Genomic DNA, 18257 nt, shown 5'->3' on the forward strand with positions numbered 1-18257 from the left:
AAGAACTTCCCTATTAAGAGAAGTTCTCTAACCATTACCGTTTTCCTTTTTCGTATGGTTTTCCAATCGCTTTTGGTGCATCCGCACGTCCTACAAAACCTGCTAGTGCTAGGATTGTTAATACGTATGGTGAAATTAACAAGAATACATCCGGAATTTCTTTTAAAAGCGGAATCTGTTGTCCTGTTATGCTCAAAGATTGTGCTAACCCGAAGAACAAGGCAGCACCAAGAGCACCGATTGGATGCCATTTACCGAAGATCATTGCCGCTAAAGCCATGAACCCCTGGCCTGCAATCGTTGCATGTGTAAAGTTTCCGCTAATTGAAGTTGCATATACTGCCCCTCCAAGACCAGCGAAAGCTCCACTCAGCATTACAGCCACATATCTCATTTTTGTAACGCTGATCCCCATCGTATCTGCTGCCATTGGGTGTTCCCCTACTGACCGTAGACGAAGTCCAAACGATGTTTTATAAATGACGAACCAGACAACAAAAGCAAGTGCAATAGCAAGATAAGAGGTAATGTAAGCTTTTGTGAATAGGAGGGGACCAATAATCGGGATTTCACTGAGAAAAGGAACATCTCCTCTAAAGATCCTGTGAGTAATATATGGTGTTTGTCCTGCTTCAAAGATCTTTTTGACAAGGAAAATCGTAAGACCTGCTGCTAGAAAGTTTAAGGCAACCCCACTTACTACTTGATCGGCTCTAAATGTGATACTCGCAACTGCATGCAGCAAAGAAAATAACGCACCGAGAATAATCGCAATGACGAAGGAAAACCATGGTGAAGCAGCTCCAAATCCCCACGTTTCTCCAAAGTACGTAAATACGGCACCAACAAAGGCGCCCATCATCATAAGACCTTCTAACCCAATGTTGACAACACCTGATCGTTCACTGAAAACACCACCGAGTGCGGTTAAGATTAACGGGGCGGCAGCAAAGATGGCAGTTGGTATGATGATTGATAAGATTTGCATGAGATCCATCTAGATTTTCCCCCTTTTGTTAATCCGATTACGCAACCAGTGTACGAGATAACTGGACGCAACAAAGAATATAATTAATGCAATGACAATCGTTATAAGTTCAGGTGGTACTTTCGCAACGGCTTGCATATTTAGTGCACCAATTTTAAGTCCACCGAATAGGAGTGCTGCAAGGACAATACCTATCGCACCATTTCCACCTAAAAGAGCAACAGCGATGCCATCAAACCCAACGCCCGTAAAAGCCGCATTAATAGTCATGTATTGGTAGGTTCCAAGCCCTTGCATTGCACCTGCAACTCCTGCAAATCCACCCGAAATACACATGGATAAAATGATGTTTTTCGATACATTGATCCCCGCGTAATTGGAAGCATGTTCATTAAATCCAACTGCTCTCAATTCATAACCAGCCGTTGTTTTCCATAAGATATACCACATTAGTGCCGCGGCTAAGAGCGCAACAATAAAGCCATAGTGCATTCTTGAAAAGTTGGTTATTTCTTGTAAAAAGGGTGAAGCTAGTGAGGCACTTGGTTGAATACTTTCTGTGCGCTCACCTGGTGCAAGAAGATAAGCACGAATGATTGAGTTGGTAACATGTAGTGCAACATAGTTCAACATAATTGTCGTAATTACTTCGTGTACCCTGAACCTTGCTTTTAGCAATCCAGGAACGAAACCCCATATCGCTCCAGCAACAGCTCCTGCTAGGATTGCGAGTGGTACATGAATAAAAGCAGGCAAACCTTCTACCGCAATTCCAACATATACAGATGCGAGCCAACCAACGAGAAGCTGACCCTCGACACCAATGTTAAACAGCCCAGTACGAAAAGCAAAGGCAACTGCGATCCCAGAAAGGATTAATGGTGTCATTTGACGGACTGTTTCCCCTATGAAGTAAGAGTCACTAAAAATACCATTGAATAGTGCTGTATAGGCAAGAACAGGGTCATAACCACTTGACAGCATGATGATTCCACCTATGAGGAGACCTAGCATAACTGCAATAATAGGTACAATAAGCTTGAATAATACTTTTTGCAGTTTCACTTACATCTCCCCCGTTCTTTGTTGCTTGGAACCAGCCATCAATAACCCTAATTCTTGTTCAGAAATTTCCTTCGGATCGACAATATCGACAATTTTCCCTTCGTATATAACCGCAATTCGATCACTTACGTTCATTACTTCTTCAAGTTCAAAAGAAACGAGTAAGACAGCCTTATTCGCATCCCGCTCTTCGATTAATTTTGTATGAATAAATTCAATCGCTCCAACATCAAGTCCTCGTGTCGGTTGGGCAGCTATCAACAAGTCCGGGCTTCGGTCAACTTCACGGGCGATTATCGCTTTTTGTTGATTCCCTCCAGATAGTGCTCTAGCTTCTGTATGGACACTAGGTGTACGAACATCAAATTGATCGATTAGTTCCTTTGCTTTATTGAAAATTTTGTTCGACTTTAATTGTTTAAACTTTGAAAACGGCTGTTGGTAGTAGGTTTGTAAGACCATATTTTCACCGATTGAGAAATCAAGAACAAGCCCATGTTTGTGTCGATCTTGAGGGATATGCCCAACACCTGACTCGGTCACTTTCCTTGGTTTATGGTTTGTAATGTTTTTTCCATTCAATTGAATCGTTCCGTCTGACACTTTACGTAAACCTGTAATCGCTTCAATTAATTCCGTTTGTCCGTTTCCATCGACACCTGCGATTCCAATAATCTCACCTGCGCGAACCGTTAAATTTAATTCATTTACAGCGGAGATACCCCTGGAGTCCTTAACCGTAAGATTATCAATTTCCAATACGGATTGTTGTGGTTGTGCTAACCCTTTCTCAGTTGTAAAGGACACTTCTCGACCAACCATCATTGAAGCCAACTCATCACGGTTCGTATCCGCAACTTTCACGGTACCAATACCTTCCCCACGACGTATCACCGTACAACGATGGCATACTTCCATAATTTCCTTTAGCTTATGGGTAATCAAAATAATCGACTTACCCTCGGCAATCAATCGATTTAGTATTTGAATAAGTTCTTTAATTTCTTGTGGAGTCAGAACAGCAGTAGGTTCATCAAAAATTAATATGTCCGCACCACGATAAAGGGTTTTTAGAATTTCCACACGTTGCTGCATACCCACTGTAATATCTTGAATTTTGGCATACGGATCCACACGCAATCCATATTGAGAGGATATTTCTTCGACCCTTTTTGCTGCTTTCTTAATATCAACCTGTCCCTTACGAATCGGTTCTTGTCCCAGAATGATGTTTTCAGTAACTGTAAAATTTTCAACAAGCATAAAATGTTGATGGACCATCCCGATCCCAAGCTTATTTGCAATATTTGGGTCCGTAATCTCTGCCTTTTCACCACGGACGTAAATCTCCCCTTTTTCAGGCTGATATAAACCGAACAATACATTCATTAAAGTAGATTTCCCTGCACCGTTTTCCCCAAGCAATGCATGGATTTCTCCTTTTTCAACTTGAAGTGTTACGTTATCATTCGCAACAATCCCTGGAAACTCTTTACGAATGTTCCGCATTTCTATGACGTAATCCAATGATCAACCCTCCCATACGTGGTTGCTATTATTTACACGTTAGGAAAGTATAAAAATACTTTCCATCATCTTCTATCGCGGCTAAACTATTAAACTACATCTTTAAGTGCGTGTTCAAAAAGTAGACGAATCAGATTTCTTATAGGAAGTTCGACTAAATACGTTACGTCCTGTAACAACGTCGAACTGACTCACATCGTGTGAGCCCAAGGCACGACAGTTTTGAGGACCGGAACGACGAGCAGTACCTGCATAAAAGGCTACGAGTTGTACCGAGGAAGCTTACTCCAAAGGTGAACTAGTAGACGCAGGTAAATATAGAACTTCGACTAAGTACTTCACGTCCTGTGAAAACGTCGAAGTCAGCATAAGGATAGCTACGCTGAATAATCATCGCAGACACGAAAATAATTCTATTTTTGTGTTGACGTCCCTGTGCAAGTCCGGAAAAACCGAGTAACGTAGAAATTCGCCGTTTATCAACGAGCGGTACTTGCACGAAGACTGCGAGTTGCACCGAGGAAGCTTTCTTCGTTAGTCTAATCTGGTAGACGCAGGTGCAGGGGCTCTTGGATACTTTTTGAACAACCTCTTTAAACGAACAAAGGCTAGTAGTCTATACCAGCCTCTGTATTGTCGTTATAAAAATTACATTTCGCTTTTGAATGTTTCAAACTCTTTATCTGTCTTTGGTACTTTAACATCGCCATTTACAATCTTTTCTTTGTACTCTTCCACCATCTTAAGAGCTTCTTCAGAAACGTTATCCTTGGTTGGAGCGATTCCGACACCGTCTTCATCAAGTCCAAATTCTACAACTTCTCCACCAGGGAAGTTTCCTTCCATTGTTTGCTTTGAAACTTCATATACAGCGGTATCTACACGCTTAACCATTGATGTTAGGGTTACACTTTTGTTATTTGCTTTATCATAAATTCCTTCAGCAAATTGGTCTCGGTCAACACCAATTACCCAAACATCCTTACCGTTTTTCTTTTGGTTGATTGCTTCGGTAAATACTCCTGTACCTGTTCCGCCCGCAGCATGATAGATGATGTCTGCGCCTTTACCGTAAAATGTTGAAGCAATTGTTGCTCCTTTAGCGGCATCGTTAAAGTCTCCCGCATACTGTACCATAATTTCCGCATCGGGATTCGCTGTAAGAACGCCGGCTTTAAATCCGCTTTCGAACTTTTTAATTAACTCACTTTCCACGCCACCGATGAAGCCAACTTTATTTGTCTTTGATTGTAATCCTGCTACAAGTCCTACAAGGAATGACCCTTGGTGTTCTTTAAAAGTGATGCTTGCTACGTTCTCAAGTGGTTTTCCATCTTCTCCTACTGCAACACTATCAACTAATGCTAATTGAGCATCCTTCTGTTGATTAGCAACCTCTTGGATATCCTGTTGCATAAGGAAGCCGATTCCAAAAACAAGATCATAGCCTTGACGAATTAAATTATTTAAGTTAGGACGGTAATCACTTTGTGCATTGGATTGGAGGTATGTGTAGCCTTCTTTTTCTTTCAAGTCATGATCTTTACCAAACTTTGTAAGACCTTCCCATGCAGATTGGTTAAACGATTTATCGTCAACTCCACCTGTATCGGTTACCATTGCTACTTTAAATGAATCGTCTTTCTTTTCTCCTGCATCTCCAGATCCTTCTTCTTCACCACCACCGCAAGCAGAAAGCAATGTACCCGCTGCTAAAACCATGGACATTAATAAGCCATAACGCTTTTTCATATTTGTAAAACCCCCTTAGTGTATTTGAAACGTTTAAAGAATCCCTTTCCCTACAACTCCGACTCCCTTTAAGGCCCACACCCCCTTTAAAATAAGTTAAAACCCAGGTAAATGATCACACCCGACGTCTGACAACATGAAAGTCAAATTTATCAGATCGAAAGTAATTGACCGAGTAAAGTACTGGTCTATCATTTTGGTCATAGTGCATTTGTTTAAGGACTAGTAATGATGACTCTGGAGGACATTCCAGTATTTCCGATATTCTGTCATGGTAACCAAGTGGTTCGATGTGTGTAACCGCATACAAAACACTTCGATTTGATTCTCGTTCTAACAAATTAAACAATGATTCTTCTTCTTGGGGTTGCTTTTCCGGGAGAAGATTCGATGGGATTTGGTCCAGACAGTAGACAACAGGGACACCTGCAGCTGTCCGGACACGTTCAACCACTAACAATGATTCATTCTCCATTAATTTTAACCGTTTTGATTCCTCTTCCGTAGCTTGTCTTGTATCAGATGATAAAAAGACAGTTCCGGGTGTTTTACCTGCGCGCTCGATCATGTCTGTAACACTAAATAACTCCTCGATACCAGATGAGAATAACGCACGAGCACGGACAAATGTTCCAACACCATGTCGTCGAACCACGATGTTTTCATCCTCAAGTATCCGTAACGCTTCCCTTAAGGTTGCTCGGCTTATCCCTAGTTGTTTGGAAAGCTCGAACTCACTCGGTAGCCTTTCACCTTCCTGATAAACTCCATTTTCAATATCGCGCTTAATGTGCTCAATAACCTGTAAATACAATAGTCGATGATCTGTTTTTATAGACACCCATACCTCCACCTCTAGTAAGCGAATTATCACTGATGATCTTGTAAATATAACAATATTCGACAATACTATATCATTTTTACATCAATAAATAAACACTATTTTTACAGAAAAAATAAAAATATTACGAAACATTACGTTTTTATTTCATATTAGGTTAAAGTTTGTCAGCTTGAAGATGCATCATTCTCCTGTGCCGTAATAAGAACCTCGCGTGGTTTACTACCTTCATACGGACCTACAATGCCTCTTGCTTCCATCGCATCAATCAACCGTGCAGCACGAGTATAACCAATTCGGAAACGACGCTGCAGCATGGAAACAGAAGCGGTTTGCATTTCTACGATTAGGTTAACTGCATCATCAAATAAATCATCTTCTACTTTTTCGACTGCTTGTACAGGTTCATCAGTTGGAATCATTTCTTCTTGATACTTAGCTTTCTGCTGGGAAATGACAAAATCCACAATCTTTTGGACTTCTTCATCTGATAAAAACGCGCCCTGGACACGTGTCGGTTTGTTAGCACCGATCGGGAAGAAAAGCATGTCACCCTTCCCTAAAAGCTTCTCCGCCCCACCCATATCAAGAATCGTTCGTGAATCAGTCGATGACGAAACACTAAATGCTATTCTTGACGGAATGTTTGCTTTAATGACACCCGTTATAACATCTACAGAAGGCCGTTGTGTAGCAATAATAAGATGGATCCCCGCAGCACGAGCCATTTGGGCAAGCCTTGTGATCGCATCTTCCACATCTCCTGATGCCACCATCATTAAGTCGGCTAGTTCATCGACGATAACAACAATATAAGGGAGTAGCGGTTGCTTGGCTTCCGATTCTTCATTCTGACGTTTAATCATATTGTTATAGCCTTCTACATTTCTTGTTCCACTATGAGAGAAAAGTTCATATCTTCGTTCCATTTCACTTACAACGCGCTTTAATGCTTGTGCTGCCTTCTTTGGTTCGGTCACAACGGGTGCTAATAAGTGGGGAATTCCATTGTACACGTTCAACTCCACCATCTTCGGGTCAATCATCATCATTTTCACCTCATGTGGTTTTGCCTTCATCAGAATGCTGGTGATGATCCCATTAATACATACACTTTTCCCGCTGCCTGTTGCACCGGCTACTAACAAGTGGGGCATTTTACTTAAATCAGCAAGTATTTGTTCTCCAGAAATATCTCTGCCCAATCCAATACTAAGCTTTGCTTCCAAATCGTTTCGCTTTGAATCGATTACTTCACGTAAGGAAACCATAGCAACTTCTTGATTTGGAACTTCGATTCCGATTGCGGACCTTCCCGGAATCGGCGCCTCAATCCGAAGCTCTTTTGCTGCAAGAGCAAGCGCCAAATCATCCGTTAAATTAACGATTTTACTTACTTTCACACCAATCGCCGGTTGAACTTCATATTTCGTGACAGCGGGTCCCAAGTGAACCTTCACAACCTTAGCTTTTACCCCAAAGCTTTCAAACGTTCGTTCAAGCTTCCTTGTATTTTCTGAAACATGTTGACGTTCACGGTGTTGCCCAGTTTTAACCGGGCGATTTAGTAATTCATAAGAAGGTAGTTCATACGATTCGTTCTCCACCTCTGCAACAGAAAACTCTGGTGTCTTAGCTGTGGTTACATCCGATGAATCAGCCATCTTCTTAGCCGTGTTTTGTTGAACAGAAGCAACAGATTTCTTTTCTTGTTTTGCATCGGTTATTCCTTCAAACTCAAAGGACTCTTGAAATGCATTTTCGGTAAAATCTTCAATAATCGGTTCTGAGTATTCAACACTTTCATCATGCTCTTCTTTGGATTCCTCAACTGGAGTTCGTTTACCTCTAGACTTTCGCTCCTTCTTTCTCTCCTCCTGCTTTTTATCTTTTCGTCCTTGAAATTGTTCCAGCCAATCCTGGTATGTATTAATAATCAATGATTTTATTGGTAAAATAAATTTACCAAGAATGTCTTTCATCGATAAGCCTGTTATGAGTAGGACAGCGATAATCCAGAGGAAAAAGATGATGACTTGTGTTCCTTGAGCTGCAAAAAGAAAATAGGTAAATGCAAATCCGATAGCACCTAGCATGCCTCCACCAAGATCATCATACGCAGCATTCCCCCCTTGCTGCAATACGAAAAGTTCCCACGTATTCTGGATCACTGAAGGACTCTCCCAGTCTCCATTTCGTGACAAAAGTTCAAACAACTTAACATGACTTTGTATTAAAAGTCCAAATATGAACAGGTAAGCCCCTGTTAGACGACGTGTAAGAAAAACAGGCCAATGACGTTTCCATATCATATAAATTGATAAAAAGAAAACACCTATTAATAAGATCCCATACCACTCTCCGCCAAAAAATCGGAATAGGTCTGCAAATGCTACCCCTACTTTCCCGAATTCGGCTGAAGCAATCAATGTTAAAGCAAGCAATAACAAGCCGAAGATCTCAAAGGAAAGTTGAGATTTCCAGCTCGACTGTTTTTTGTTCTTTTTTTTTCGTTTCGCCATGGTTTCACCTCTCATGGGTTTTTGTTTCTAGATGTTAGGTAACGGTGAGCCTGCGAAAGCTAGTACACAGCATTCGCGCAGGCCATTGCTTTAGTTGCACTTATACTATAGAAAGTATTATTTATACTTTCTTAACGTGAAAAAAGAGATGACTCAAGTCAGTAAGACCACTCCAAACATGAACAACCTTCATGTAGAGTGACCCTGATGAGTCATCCTCCTGCTGTTAAGTGTCATTATATCATACGACTATGAAGTCAACTAGTATCGTTTACTCCCAATCGTATGTCATTTTCAAGATTGTTCCTGGTTGTAAATTCGTTTGCATGTAATGGTTTGGATCTGTACTCATCATCCGTACAACTTTGCAGCTTTGATCCTCAAGTCGTTCAACCATTACTGGAATACCATTCATTTCAATTACAGAGTGCTTTTCATATTCTGACGGGTTGGTCTGAAAGATTGCTTCCGAAGGCATCATCGTATATAAAATCATTGAACAAAATCCTGTTCTTTTTCTGTTGAATTTGATTCAATTAATTCATTTAATTTTTTCATAGCCATTCCAAGCCCGCCGACTTCATTAATAAGTCCATATGCAACTGCATCATCACCAATCACATTTGTACCGATATCCCGTGTAAGATTTCCTTGAGAAAACATAAGTTCTTTAAATTTCTCTTCTTCAATGTTCGAATGCCTCAATACAAAACTAACCACTCGTTCTTGCATCTTGTCCAAATATTCAAAGGTTTGTGGTACACCAATGACTAGCCCTGTCAATCGAACGGGATGAATCGTCATCGTGGCGGTTTCAGCAATATAAGAATAGTCACCGGCAACAGCAATTGGAACACCAATTGAATGGCCACCGCCTAGAACGAGGCAGACTTTGGGTTTTGATAGGGATGCGATCATTTCAGAGATAGCAAGCCCTGCTTCCACATCTCCCCCTACCGTATTTAAAATAACAAGTACTCCCTCAATCTTAGGGTTTTGTTCAATTGCTACTAACTGTGGCAACAAATGCTCATATTTTGTTGTTTTATTATTAGGAGGTAATTGCACATGCCCTTCAATTTGACCAATTATCGTTAAGCAATGGATATTGGATTGCTCCATTTGGGGAATATTCGTCTGTCCCATTTGTTGGATTTTGTTAACTAGGCTTGAAGGGTTGTCTTTATCTGGTTGTTCCTCCTTTTGCGGTTTGTTCGGTTGTTCAGGATCCGATGGTGTGACCTGATTATTGTTTCGATTCGGTTGCTGATACATGATAGACTCCTTTCGCAACAATCTATACTTTCACTTTAGTATTGTCTTATTACGAATCATTCTATCCATCATTCAGCTTAAATACTGGTTATATATTAGGATAACTTTAAAACGTTAGATAACCGAACACGTTCCTGTTCATTTAAGGGAACAAGTGGTAAACGAACTCCACCTACATCGATTCCGCGTATCTGGAGTGCTGTCTTTACAGGCGTGGGACTTGGCGCTGAGAATAGCTCTCGCATTACAGGCAACAGCTTTCCATGCTTCCTCGCAGCATCCTTGGTTCGGCCATCCTTAAAGTCTGATACCATTTCCTGCATTTCGTTACCGATTACATGTGAAGCTACCGAAACAATACCATCTCCTCCTACTGAAAGAACCGGTAGCGTTAATCCGTCGTCTCCACTATACAGATGAAAATCATCCGATGTCTTTGTAATGATTTCTGTTATTTGATCCAAGTCTCCACTTGCCTCTTTAACACAGACGATATTCGGAACCTGTGAAAGACGTACGATTGTATCGACTGATATATTCACAACGGAACGGCCCGGAATATTGTAGAGCATTACAGGGAGTTTCATTGAGTCTGCAATCGTTTTGAAATGTAAATATAACCCTTCTTGATTTGGGTTGTTATAATAAGGTGAAACGAGCATGATTCCGTCTACTCCAACCTCTTGTGCTTTTTGGGACAGCTCAATTGAGGCATGTGTATTGTTACTTCCCGTTCCTGCTATAACCGGAATTCTTTGATTGGTAACTTTCACTACATGTCGAAAAAGAGCAATCTTTTCTTCTTTTGTCAATGTAGGAGATTCACCAGTAGTACCGGCAACTACAAGTGCATCTGAACCATTCTTAATTAAGTAATCAACCAATTTTGTTGTCTTTGAAAAATCAATGTTACCTTTGTGGTCAAATGGTGTGACCATTGCGGTTAAAACATTACCAAATTTCAAGGTTCTCTCCTCCCATTCCTTTTACTTTTCGGGTTTTTTTCATTCTTATTCACCCTGATCTAAAGCAAATACAGTATGAAGTGCGTTTACTGCTTTCACCATATCATCCTCTTGTACAAGGACCCAGATGGTCGTGTGGGAGTCAGCAGATTGAAGGATGTTAATGCTTTCCTTTGCTAGTGCATCAACGATTTTAGCAGTTACACCGGGAGTACCCGCGATTCCCGCTCCAACAGCCGACACTTTAGCGCAGTGACGGTGCAGTTCAGGCTCATATCCCATCTTTTTAAGTATCGATACCGCGATATCAGTAAGTTCTGCCTTAATTGTATACACAACGCCCTTAGGACTAATATTGATAAAATCGACACTTATTTGTTGTTCGGCCATTGCCTTAAAAATATTGCTCTGGAAATCATAGTCCCCGTCTTTTGCATGTACTTTAATCTGGGTAATGTTTGCAACATGAGCAATGCCTGTTATTAATCTTTCCTCAATGTCCCTTCCCGCCTCTTCGCTGATTGAAGAAGTAACGAGTGTTCCTTCACCATCACTATAAGTAGATCGAATACGGAGTGGAACCTTTGCCTGCATAGCGATTTCTACCGCTCTTGGATGGATGACCTTTGCACCTTGGTAGGCCATATTACAAATTTCATTATAAGACACAATATTCAAAGGGCGAGCGTCACGTACTATTCTCGGATCAGCAGTCATTACACCCTCAACATCTGTAAAAATATCAATCATGTTCGCATTAAGAGCTGCGCCAAGTGCTGCAGCGGAAGTGTCACTACCACCGCGACCAAGTGTTGTCACATCTCCGGAATCCGATTGCCCTTGGAAACCTGCAACAACTACTACATCCACCTGCTCAAATGCCGTATAAATCCGGTCACAATTCATATCGATAATCTTAGCATGATTATGCTCTTTATTCGTTCGAAATCCTGCTTGAGCACCAGTAAGTGAAATAGATTGAAGTTCATTACTGTTTAATAGTTCTGTAAACACAACGGACGATATGATTTCCCCACAAGACATTAATAAATCTAATTCTCGGTTGGAAACCTTTGCACCAGTTCCGCCAATCAATTGTAATAATGTATCTGTCGCATATGGATCGCCTTTCCGGCCCATAGCAGATACAACGACTACGACCTTATTGCCTTCTTTTACAGCATTCGAAACGTGCTGTATAGCTCTACTACGACTACTATCATCTTTTAAAGATGTCCCGCCAAATTTCTGTACTACAATGTTCATGGATGCACCTTCTTAATGTTATTTCAACAAGTCTAGCTTCACTAGACTTTCAGCAATTTGGACTGAGTTCCATGCGGCCCCTTTAAGCAGGTTATCAGAAACTACCCACATGTGAAAGCCATGAGAACGGTCTAAGTCCTTTCGTATACGACCGACGAATACATCCCGCTTCCCTACAGAATCTGCTGGCATTGGGTATACTTGATTTGTAGGGTCATCCTGCAGCACAATCCCTGGTGCACTTTGTAAGAGCTCTTTGATTTCTGTCGCTTCCACTTGGTCCTGATCAATCTCAATGTATACGGATTCAGAGTGACCTGTTTCTATGGGAAGCCTTACACATGTTGCGGAAACCTCAAGTGTATCCATATGCATGATTTTTTTCGTTTCATTAATCATTTTCATTTCTTCAAAGGTATAACCGTTTTCTTGAAATTTATCAATTTGTGGAATCGCATTGAAAGCGATCTGGTAATGCTTCTGTTCACTTGAAACTGGTAATACCTCAGGTGAAAAATCATCGTTGTCGATAATTGCACGAGTTTGGTTTTTCAATTCATTGATTGCACTTGCTCCTGCTCCAGAAACTGCTTGGTACGTAGAAACAATAACTTTATTTAACCCATATTTTTTCCGGACGGGCTCTAGCGCAACGACCATCTGTATCGTCGAACAGTTTGGATTAGCAATAATTCCATTATGTTGATGAAGGTCCTCTTCATTTACTTCAGGGACGACGAGTGGCGTGTTGGGATCCATACGATAGGCACTCGTATTGTCAACTACGATGGCTCCTCTCTTTACAGCTTCAGGTGCAAGCTGTTTCGAAATCGAACCGCCTGCTGAGAATAATGCAAGTTGTACACCTTCAAAGGACTCGGGCTTCGCTTCTTCAATGGTAATTTCTGAACCGTTATACAACACTTTATTTCCTGCAGACCTTGCGCTTGCAAGTAATTTTAGTGAGGCAACTGGGAAGTTCCTATCTTCTAATGTTTGAATGATTTGCTGACCAACTGCGCCTGAGGCACCGACGACAGCAATATGATAACCTTGCTTCGTTTTCATTTAAAAATGTCCCTCCTCAAAGAATATGCGGAATTAATCTCTTACCCATTTGAAACGGGGTGACCCATGAGGTATCAGACATCTCCGGATGAAATAGGATGCTCCTATAAGATTCCATATGGAGGAAGTCTGACTCCTGAAACTTGAGTCAACCCCTTAATCATAAAGTAATATTGTCATTTATTTTACCATAATATTGAGCGTAGAGGTATGTTTACAATCAATATATTCGTAAAACGGGTTGGATTTGTCGACCATCTAATGCTGTTTCAACGGTTTCTTTTAATAAATCCATCTGTGCAACTAACGAATTTGGTTTATTGTGAGGATCATCTTGCCCATATGGGATGAAGTATATGTTCTTCGAGCCCATTAGGCGCATAATATTCCCACCATTTAATCCTAATCCATCATTTGTTGAAATACCTAATACTACTGGATTTAAGTTTCTCATCGTTGCTTTTGCAGCCATTAGGACCGGTGAATCGGTCATTGCATTTGCAAACTTACTAATCGAATTCCCGGTGAGCGGAGCAATTACCATGCAATCCAATGGTGTTTTTGGACCAAATGGTTCTGCTTTAACGATTGAATCGACTACTTCAGTTCCAGTGAGTTCTTCAATTCGTTTAATCCAGTCTTCCCCTGCACCAAATCTCGTTGTTGTATTTTTTACAGTAAACGTTACAAACGGGGTCACCTTTGCTCCTGAGTCCATCAGACTTTGGATCTGCGGGGCAACTGCATCATACGTACAATGTGAACCAGTCAACCCAAAACCAATGTGCTTACCTTTAATATTCATTTTCCCTGCCCCTTCCCTTTATAGTCCGCAATTAAGAGTTGAGTTAACACTTTAGCAATGATTTTACCTGCCGTTTTTGGCGCTACAATTCCAGGCAAACCTGGTGCTAACAAAGCTTTAATCCCTCTCTTTTCCGCAAAACGAAAATCCGTTCCTCCCGGTTTGGAAGCAAGGTCGATAATCAAGGTATGAGATGGCATTTTAGCAATAACCTCTGCGGTCACAATTTGTGCAGGAATCGTATTTATGCAAACATCGATCTGATCCACTTGTTGTTCCAAGTCGTCTAGGTAAAATGGCTGGAACCCCATTTCTGTAATTCGAGCAAGATGTTCTGATTTCCGAGCGCCAACTGAGACGTGACCTCCTAGACTAGCGAAAGTCCGGGCCACTGACATCCCAACCCTACCGAAACCAAGGACCATAATATTGGATTGATGAATGGTTGTATCTGTGTGTTGAATGACCATCATAATCGTACCTTCAACTGTTGGAATTGAATTGTATATTGCTACATCGTCCCGTTCAAATAACTTTATATGTGAACGGTTTAGGGCTTTCGTACATTTCGTCAAATAATCATTTGTAATCCCAGAGTAAACGGTACAAGATGTATTTGTTTGTTTAAGTAATTCTTCAGTGAGGGATATTTTTTTGTTTGAAAAGATGGTCTCAATTTCACCGTTAGGCCCGCTACCACTAACGGGAAGTATGATCGCGTGTAGTTCACTGAGAGGCAATTCATCAAGATCTACTTTTTTAGCACCTGTAAACCCATGGTCTAATTGATCAAATCCAACTAAAAACAAGGTTGCATTCAGTTCAGTTAATTTTCGAATGACTTCAAGCTGACGTGCGTCTCCACCAATGACGGCTGCTTTAATTCCTGTTAACATCCTTCCTCCCCTTCCTCATTCCTGGTTTTGATTGGAGGAATAGTATTCTTTAAGTGCTGATTCTTCAACATCATATGAAAGAGACACCCTCATGGTGATTACTTGTAGCCGGATTGAACTTCTGCCTGTGTCGGGTCTACTAATATCGTTTCCTCTCCGACCCGATAAATCTTTTTCCATTGAAACCGTATGATTGTCTTATGCTTTCTCCAGCCCTGCCAATGTGAAACCGGAATTTCAAGTGTGTGTATGTAACCTGAATGTTCGTCAATCGAAAATTCAGCATGTGAAAGGACTCCTAACTTTTCACCTTTCGTATAATCAATAATTTCTTTTCCTAAAATCTCGCTAAGTCTCATCCTATTACTCCTCCGCTCTAGTTTCTTTTAGGGGTTGTTCAAAAAGTCCGGTAAAAATAGCTGTCAAATTTCTTCGTTCCTCGGTCTCTTCGGTCCTCACGTATTAGTAGCATACGTTCCGGTCCTCAAGACTTTTCGCACCTCGAACTTCTCGGCTCTTTTTATCCTCCTCTTTGAACACGCACTTTTATATATGTATATGTGCAAAACCTGAAAATCTGCGAAAAAAAAGAGTTGACCATTAATGGCCAACTCTTTTTATGCGGTTTCTTATCGTTGTAAATTTGTTGGGAATTCACCTGTCGGACTAATTAATGAGCTGGAGAAATTCTCTGTAAAAATAGATTGGACTAATTTGTCTACATTTGCCTTTGATACAGCATCAATTCGTTCTGTCATTTCATCTAAGGATCGATGATGCTTCAATAGTAATTCATGTCTACCATTCCGACTCATACGGCTATTCGTACTCTCAAGACTTAACATTAAATTCCCTTTAATCTGTTCCTTACTATTGGAAACTTCCTTTTCCGTTACTCCACTATGTTTGAGAGAACCGATAATTGTATTAATTGTATGATAAACTTCATCAATTTGTCCTGGAGCTGTTCCTGCATATATGTTAAATACACCTGTATCAAGATGGGCAGAGTGATAAGAAAACACAGAATATGCAAGTCCACGCTGTTCACGAACTTCCTGAAATAATCGGCTACTCATACTACCGCCAAAGATGTTATTTAAAACAATCAGATCAAAAATACTACGATCACCAACGGCTAATCCTTCAAAACCAAGACATAAATGCGCCTGTTCTGTTTCCTTTTTACGAGCTTTTTTCTCGGTACAAAACTGGGGTTTGATCATTTCTGGTTTCGTATATTTTGTTGTATAATTGCCAAAGAAGTCTTCTACCTTATGGATCAGGGAATCAGTAATATTCCCAGCTATGGAGATTACGATATTATCTGGAGTATAATATTCTTCCATATATCCTCGCATGCGATCTCCAGTAAATGAGTTCAATGTATCTTCTGTTCCAAGAATGGGATATGCGAGTGGATGATCATTATATGTTGCTTGACTTAACAAATCATGAACAATATCATCTGGAGTATCCTCATACATCTTAATTTCTTCTAATACAACATTCTTTTCCTTCATTAATTCTTCTTCTACAAACGTTGAATTAAAGAACATATCTGCAAGCGTTTCCAAGGCATAATCTGCATGATTATCCAGCACTTTTGAATAATAGCATGTGTATTCTTTTGATGTAAATGCGTTTACTTGACCACCGATACTATCAAATGACTCAGCAATTTCTCTAGCACTTCTTGTCTTCGTACCCTTAAAAAACATATGTTCTAGAAAATGTGAAATACCGTTATTATTTCTATCTTCAAATCGAGAACCTGTTCCTATCCATATTCCAATCGCAACGGACCGAACAGTCGGAATATTTTCAGTTACAATGCGTACGCCATTTTTGCAAGTATGTTTAGTTATCAATCTTACTCCTCCTAATTCACCAGGAAAGTTTATGCTATGTATATAATGGTTCTTTCGTCGCTATGACCACTATACCATCTATGCATTATTTCGACAATTATTTGTCGAAATCTACCTCATGCCCGCATCGATTATTCGTTTTTCACTCATTAATTGAGATACGGTTCCAATTTGGTAACCCTTATCCTTTATGCCTTTGATCATCTGCTCAAGTCCTTTCTCGGTGGATGACGTTGGGTGCATAAGGATCATCGCACCAGGATGTACATCATTTATAATACGATTCGCCATTTGTGAGGGATCAGGTTTTTTCCAATCAACTGTATCAAGAGACCAGAGGATTGTCTTCATCTTCATTGCAGCTGCAATATTGACCACATCGTTTCGATAGCTTCCACTTGGAGGAGCAAACCAGTCAGGAGTTACATCAAGTGTACTTTTTATAACTTCGTTCGTCTTACTTAATTCTTCCCTAACACGATTGTTGGTTAACGTCTTCATGTCTGGATGGGTATAGGCATGATTTCCAATTTCATGTCCTTCCTCCATTATTACAGTGGCCATCTCTTGGTTTTTCTTTACCCAGGAACCATCGAGAAAAAAGGTCACATGAACATTTTCATTTTTGAGCGTTTCAAGCATTCCAGGTATAAATTCAGTTCCCCATGCAACATTAATCAAAAAAGCCACCATTGGTTTATTAGGGTTCCCTCGATAGATCGGAGCTGGCGGAAGTTCTTCAAGTGAAACCTCGGGGAATGTTTGTTTATAAACCACTTTCGACTTGTCAAATTTACCTTCCTTTTTCATACGTTTAAGAGATGCCTCTTTATTTACTATGAGGCCATTGTATCCGGGTATCGCTTTCCAAACTGGATCAATGCGAGCATTAACCGGCTTTTGGTTGTGATTGGCAGCATATTCATTTACTTTTTCCGTGAGGGTTTTGGATTCGTCTGTATTAGCAACAACCGGCCGGGAGTGTTCCTTTAAGGATTGTATGTACTGAACAGATAGGGGGTTTTGTATACTCGAGTATGTAAGTAACAGTAATATGATAAAAAGAAATGGATGTAGATACCGCCTCAATCCAACTCGCCCCTTTCACCTTACTAGATAATAATGCTTTCTAAAAGCATATTCATCTCAGGGACAAGTTAGACATTTTTTTGGAAAGGCGTAAGGCGTTTGTGGAAGAATCGAAGCGACCTCGAACACCTGGGCGCTGAAGCTAGACATTATAGAAAAGCGGAAGCGCCCTGTTTAGGTGTGACTAGCGCTGGAGGTTCTGAAACATAACACGCTTTTTGTGTTTGTGGAAGAATCGAAGCGACCTCGAGCACCTGGGCGCTGAAGCTAGACATTATAGAAAAGCGGAAGCGCCCTGTTCAGGTGTGACTAGCGCTGGAGGTTCTG

General features: G+C 40.6%; 16 protein-coding genes. All 16 read right to left on the bottom strand.

The features are described from left to right. Nucleotides 1-34: 34 nt before the first annotated feature. Nucleotides 35-997: an ABC transporter permease gene (locus tag NON16_RS21655; RefSeq protein WP_257351480.1), complete on the bottom strand. Its 963-nt coding sequence runs from the start codon at nt 995-997 to the stop codon at nt 35-37. Further along, nucleotides 998-2002 (bottom strand): ABC transporter permease, encoded by a 1005-nt coding sequence (locus NON16_RS21660; RefSeq protein WP_257351496.1) that lies wholly within the window; start codon nt 2000-2002, stop codon nt 998-1000. Nucleotides 2003-2053: 51 nt separating this feature from the next. Beyond that, on the bottom strand, nt 2054-3580 hold the full coding sequence (locus tag NON16_RS21665; protein WP_257351481.1) for an ABC transporter ATP-binding protein: 1527 nt from the start codon (nt 3578-3580) through the stop codon (nt 2054-2056). Nucleotides 3581-4228: 648 nt separating this feature from the next. After that, complete coding sequence (locus NON16_RS21670) at nt 4229-5332, bottom strand: BMP family lipoprotein (protein WP_257351482.1); 1104 nt, start codon at nt 5330-5332, stop codon at nt 4229-4231. 115 nt (nt 5333-5447) lie between these two features. Then, complete coding sequence (locus NON16_RS21675) at nt 5448-6173, bottom strand: GntR family transcriptional regulator (protein WP_257351483.1); 726 nt, start codon at nt 6171-6173, stop codon at nt 5448-5450. A gap of 167 nt (nt 6174-6340) precedes the next feature. After that, nucleotides 6341-8695: an FtsK/SpoIIIE family DNA translocase gene (locus NON16_RS21680; RefSeq protein WP_257351484.1), complete on the bottom strand. Its 2355-nt coding sequence runs from the start codon at nt 8693-8695 to the stop codon at nt 6341-6343. Nucleotides 8696-8966: 271 nt separating this feature from the next. Next, the gene (locus NON16_RS21685; protein ID WP_257351485.1) at nt 8967-9191 is read right to left on the bottom strand and encodes a YlzJ-like family protein; all 225 of its coding nucleotides are present in this window, start codon (nt 9189-9191) and stop codon (nt 8967-8969) included. Continuing rightward, nucleotides 9188-9970, bottom strand: a complete 783-nt coding sequence (locus NON16_RS21690; protein WP_257351486.1) for a ClpP family protease — start codon at nt 9968-9970, stop codon at nt 9188-9190. Before NON16_RS21690 ends, NON16_RS21685 begins: the two co-directional genes overlap by 4 nt. Before the next feature lie 95 nt (nt 9971-10065). Further along, nucleotides 10066-10935: a 4-hydroxy-tetrahydrodipicolinate synthase gene (gene dapA, locus NON16_RS21695; RefSeq protein WP_257351487.1), complete on the bottom strand. Its 870-nt coding sequence runs from the start codon at nt 10933-10935 to the stop codon at nt 10066-10068. Between the two features lie 45 nt (nt 10936-10980). Then, nucleotides 10981-12201, bottom strand: a complete 1221-nt coding sequence (gene dapG, locus NON16_RS21700; RefSeq protein WP_257351488.1) for an aspartate kinase — start codon at nt 12199-12201, stop codon at nt 10981-10983. A gap of 18 nt (nt 12202-12219) precedes the next feature. Then, the gene (asd, locus tag NON16_RS21705) at nt 12220-13269 is read right to left on the bottom strand and encodes an aspartate-semialdehyde dehydrogenase (RefSeq protein ID WP_257351489.1); all 1050 of its coding nucleotides are present in this window, start codon (nt 13267-13269) and stop codon (nt 12220-12222) included. Between the two features lie 220 nt (nt 13270-13489). Further along, nucleotides 13490-14074, bottom strand: a complete 585-nt coding sequence (gene dpaB / locus NON16_RS21710; RefSeq protein WP_257351490.1) for a dipicolinate synthase subunit B — start codon at nt 14072-14074, stop codon at nt 13490-13492. Next, the gene (gene dpaA / locus NON16_RS21715; RefSeq protein ID WP_257351491.1) at nt 14071-14970 is read right to left on the bottom strand and encodes a dipicolinic acid synthetase subunit A; all 900 of its coding nucleotides are present in this window, start codon (nt 14968-14970) and stop codon (nt 14071-14073) included. The genes dpaB and dpaA overlap by 4 nt, the downstream gene beginning before the upstream one ends. 98 nt (nt 14971-15068) lie before the next feature. After that, nucleotides 15069-15329 (bottom strand): YlmC/YmxH family sporulation protein, encoded by a 261-nt coding sequence (locus tag NON16_RS21720; protein ID WP_257351492.1) that lies wholly within the window; start codon nt 15327-15329, stop codon nt 15069-15071. A gap of 270 nt (nt 15330-15599) precedes the next feature. After that, the gene (locus NON16_RS21725) at nt 15600-16841 is read right to left on the bottom strand and encodes a M16 family metallopeptidase (protein WP_257351493.1); all 1242 of its coding nucleotides are present in this window, start codon (nt 16839-16841) and stop codon (nt 15600-15602) included. A 111-nt stretch (nt 16842-16952) separates the two neighbouring features. After that, on the bottom strand, nt 16953-17930 hold the full coding sequence (locus tag NON16_RS21730; RefSeq protein WP_257351494.1) for a polysaccharide deacetylase family protein: 978 nt from the start codon (nt 17928-17930) through the stop codon (nt 16953-16955). Nucleotides 17931-18257 lie beyond the last annotated feature (327 nt).

It is taken from the genome of Pseudalkalibacillus decolorationis, assembly GCF_024609785.1.
Taxonomy (GTDB): domain Bacteria; phylum Bacillota; class Bacilli; order Bacillales; family Fictibacillaceae; genus Pseudalkalibacillus; species Pseudalkalibacillus decolorationis.

Bases quoted from the DNA above. Each gene is read 5' to 3' on its own strand.
- NON16_RS21655 (WP_257351480.1), bottom strand. From the start codon at position 997: ATGGATCTCATGCAAATCTTATCAATCATCATACCAACTGCCATCTTT.
- NON16_RS21660 (WP_257351496.1), bottom strand. From the start codon at position 2,002: ATGCTAGGTCTCCTCATAGGTGGAATCATCATGCTGTCAAGTGGTTAT.
- NON16_RS21670 (WP_257351482.1), bottom strand. From the start codon at position 5,332: ATGAAAAAGCGTTATGGCTTATTAATGTCCATGGTTTTAGCAGCGGGT.
- NON16_RS21680 (WP_257351484.1), bottom strand. From the start codon at position 8,695: ATGGCGAAACGAAAAAAAAAGAACAAAAAACAGTCGAGCTGGAAATCT.
- NON16_RS21685 (WP_257351485.1), bottom strand. From the start codon at position 9,191: ATGATTTTATATACGATGATGCCTTCGGAAGCAATCTTTCAGACCAAC.
- NON16_RS21690 (WP_257351486.1), bottom strand. From the start codon at position 9,970: ATGTATCAGCAACCGAATCGAAACAATAATCAGGTCACACCATCGGAT.
- dapG (WP_257351488.1), bottom strand. From the start codon at position 12,201: ATGAACATTGTAGTACAGAAATTTGGCGGGACATCTTTAAAAGATGAT.
- asd (WP_257351489.1), bottom strand. From the start codon at position 13,269: ATGAAAACGAAGCAAGGTTATCATATTGCTGTCGTCGGTGCCTCAGGC.
- dpaB (WP_257351490.1), bottom strand. From the start codon at position 14,074: ATGAATATTAAAGGTAAGCACATTGGTTTTGGGTTGACTGGTTCACAT.
- dpaA (WP_257351491.1), bottom strand. From the start codon at position 14,970: ATGTTAACAGGAATTAAAGCAGCCGTCATTGGTGGAGACGCACGTCAG.
- NON16_RS21720 (WP_257351492.1), bottom strand. From the start codon at position 15,329: ATGAGACTTAGCGAGATTTTAGGAAAAGAAATTATTGATTATACGAAA.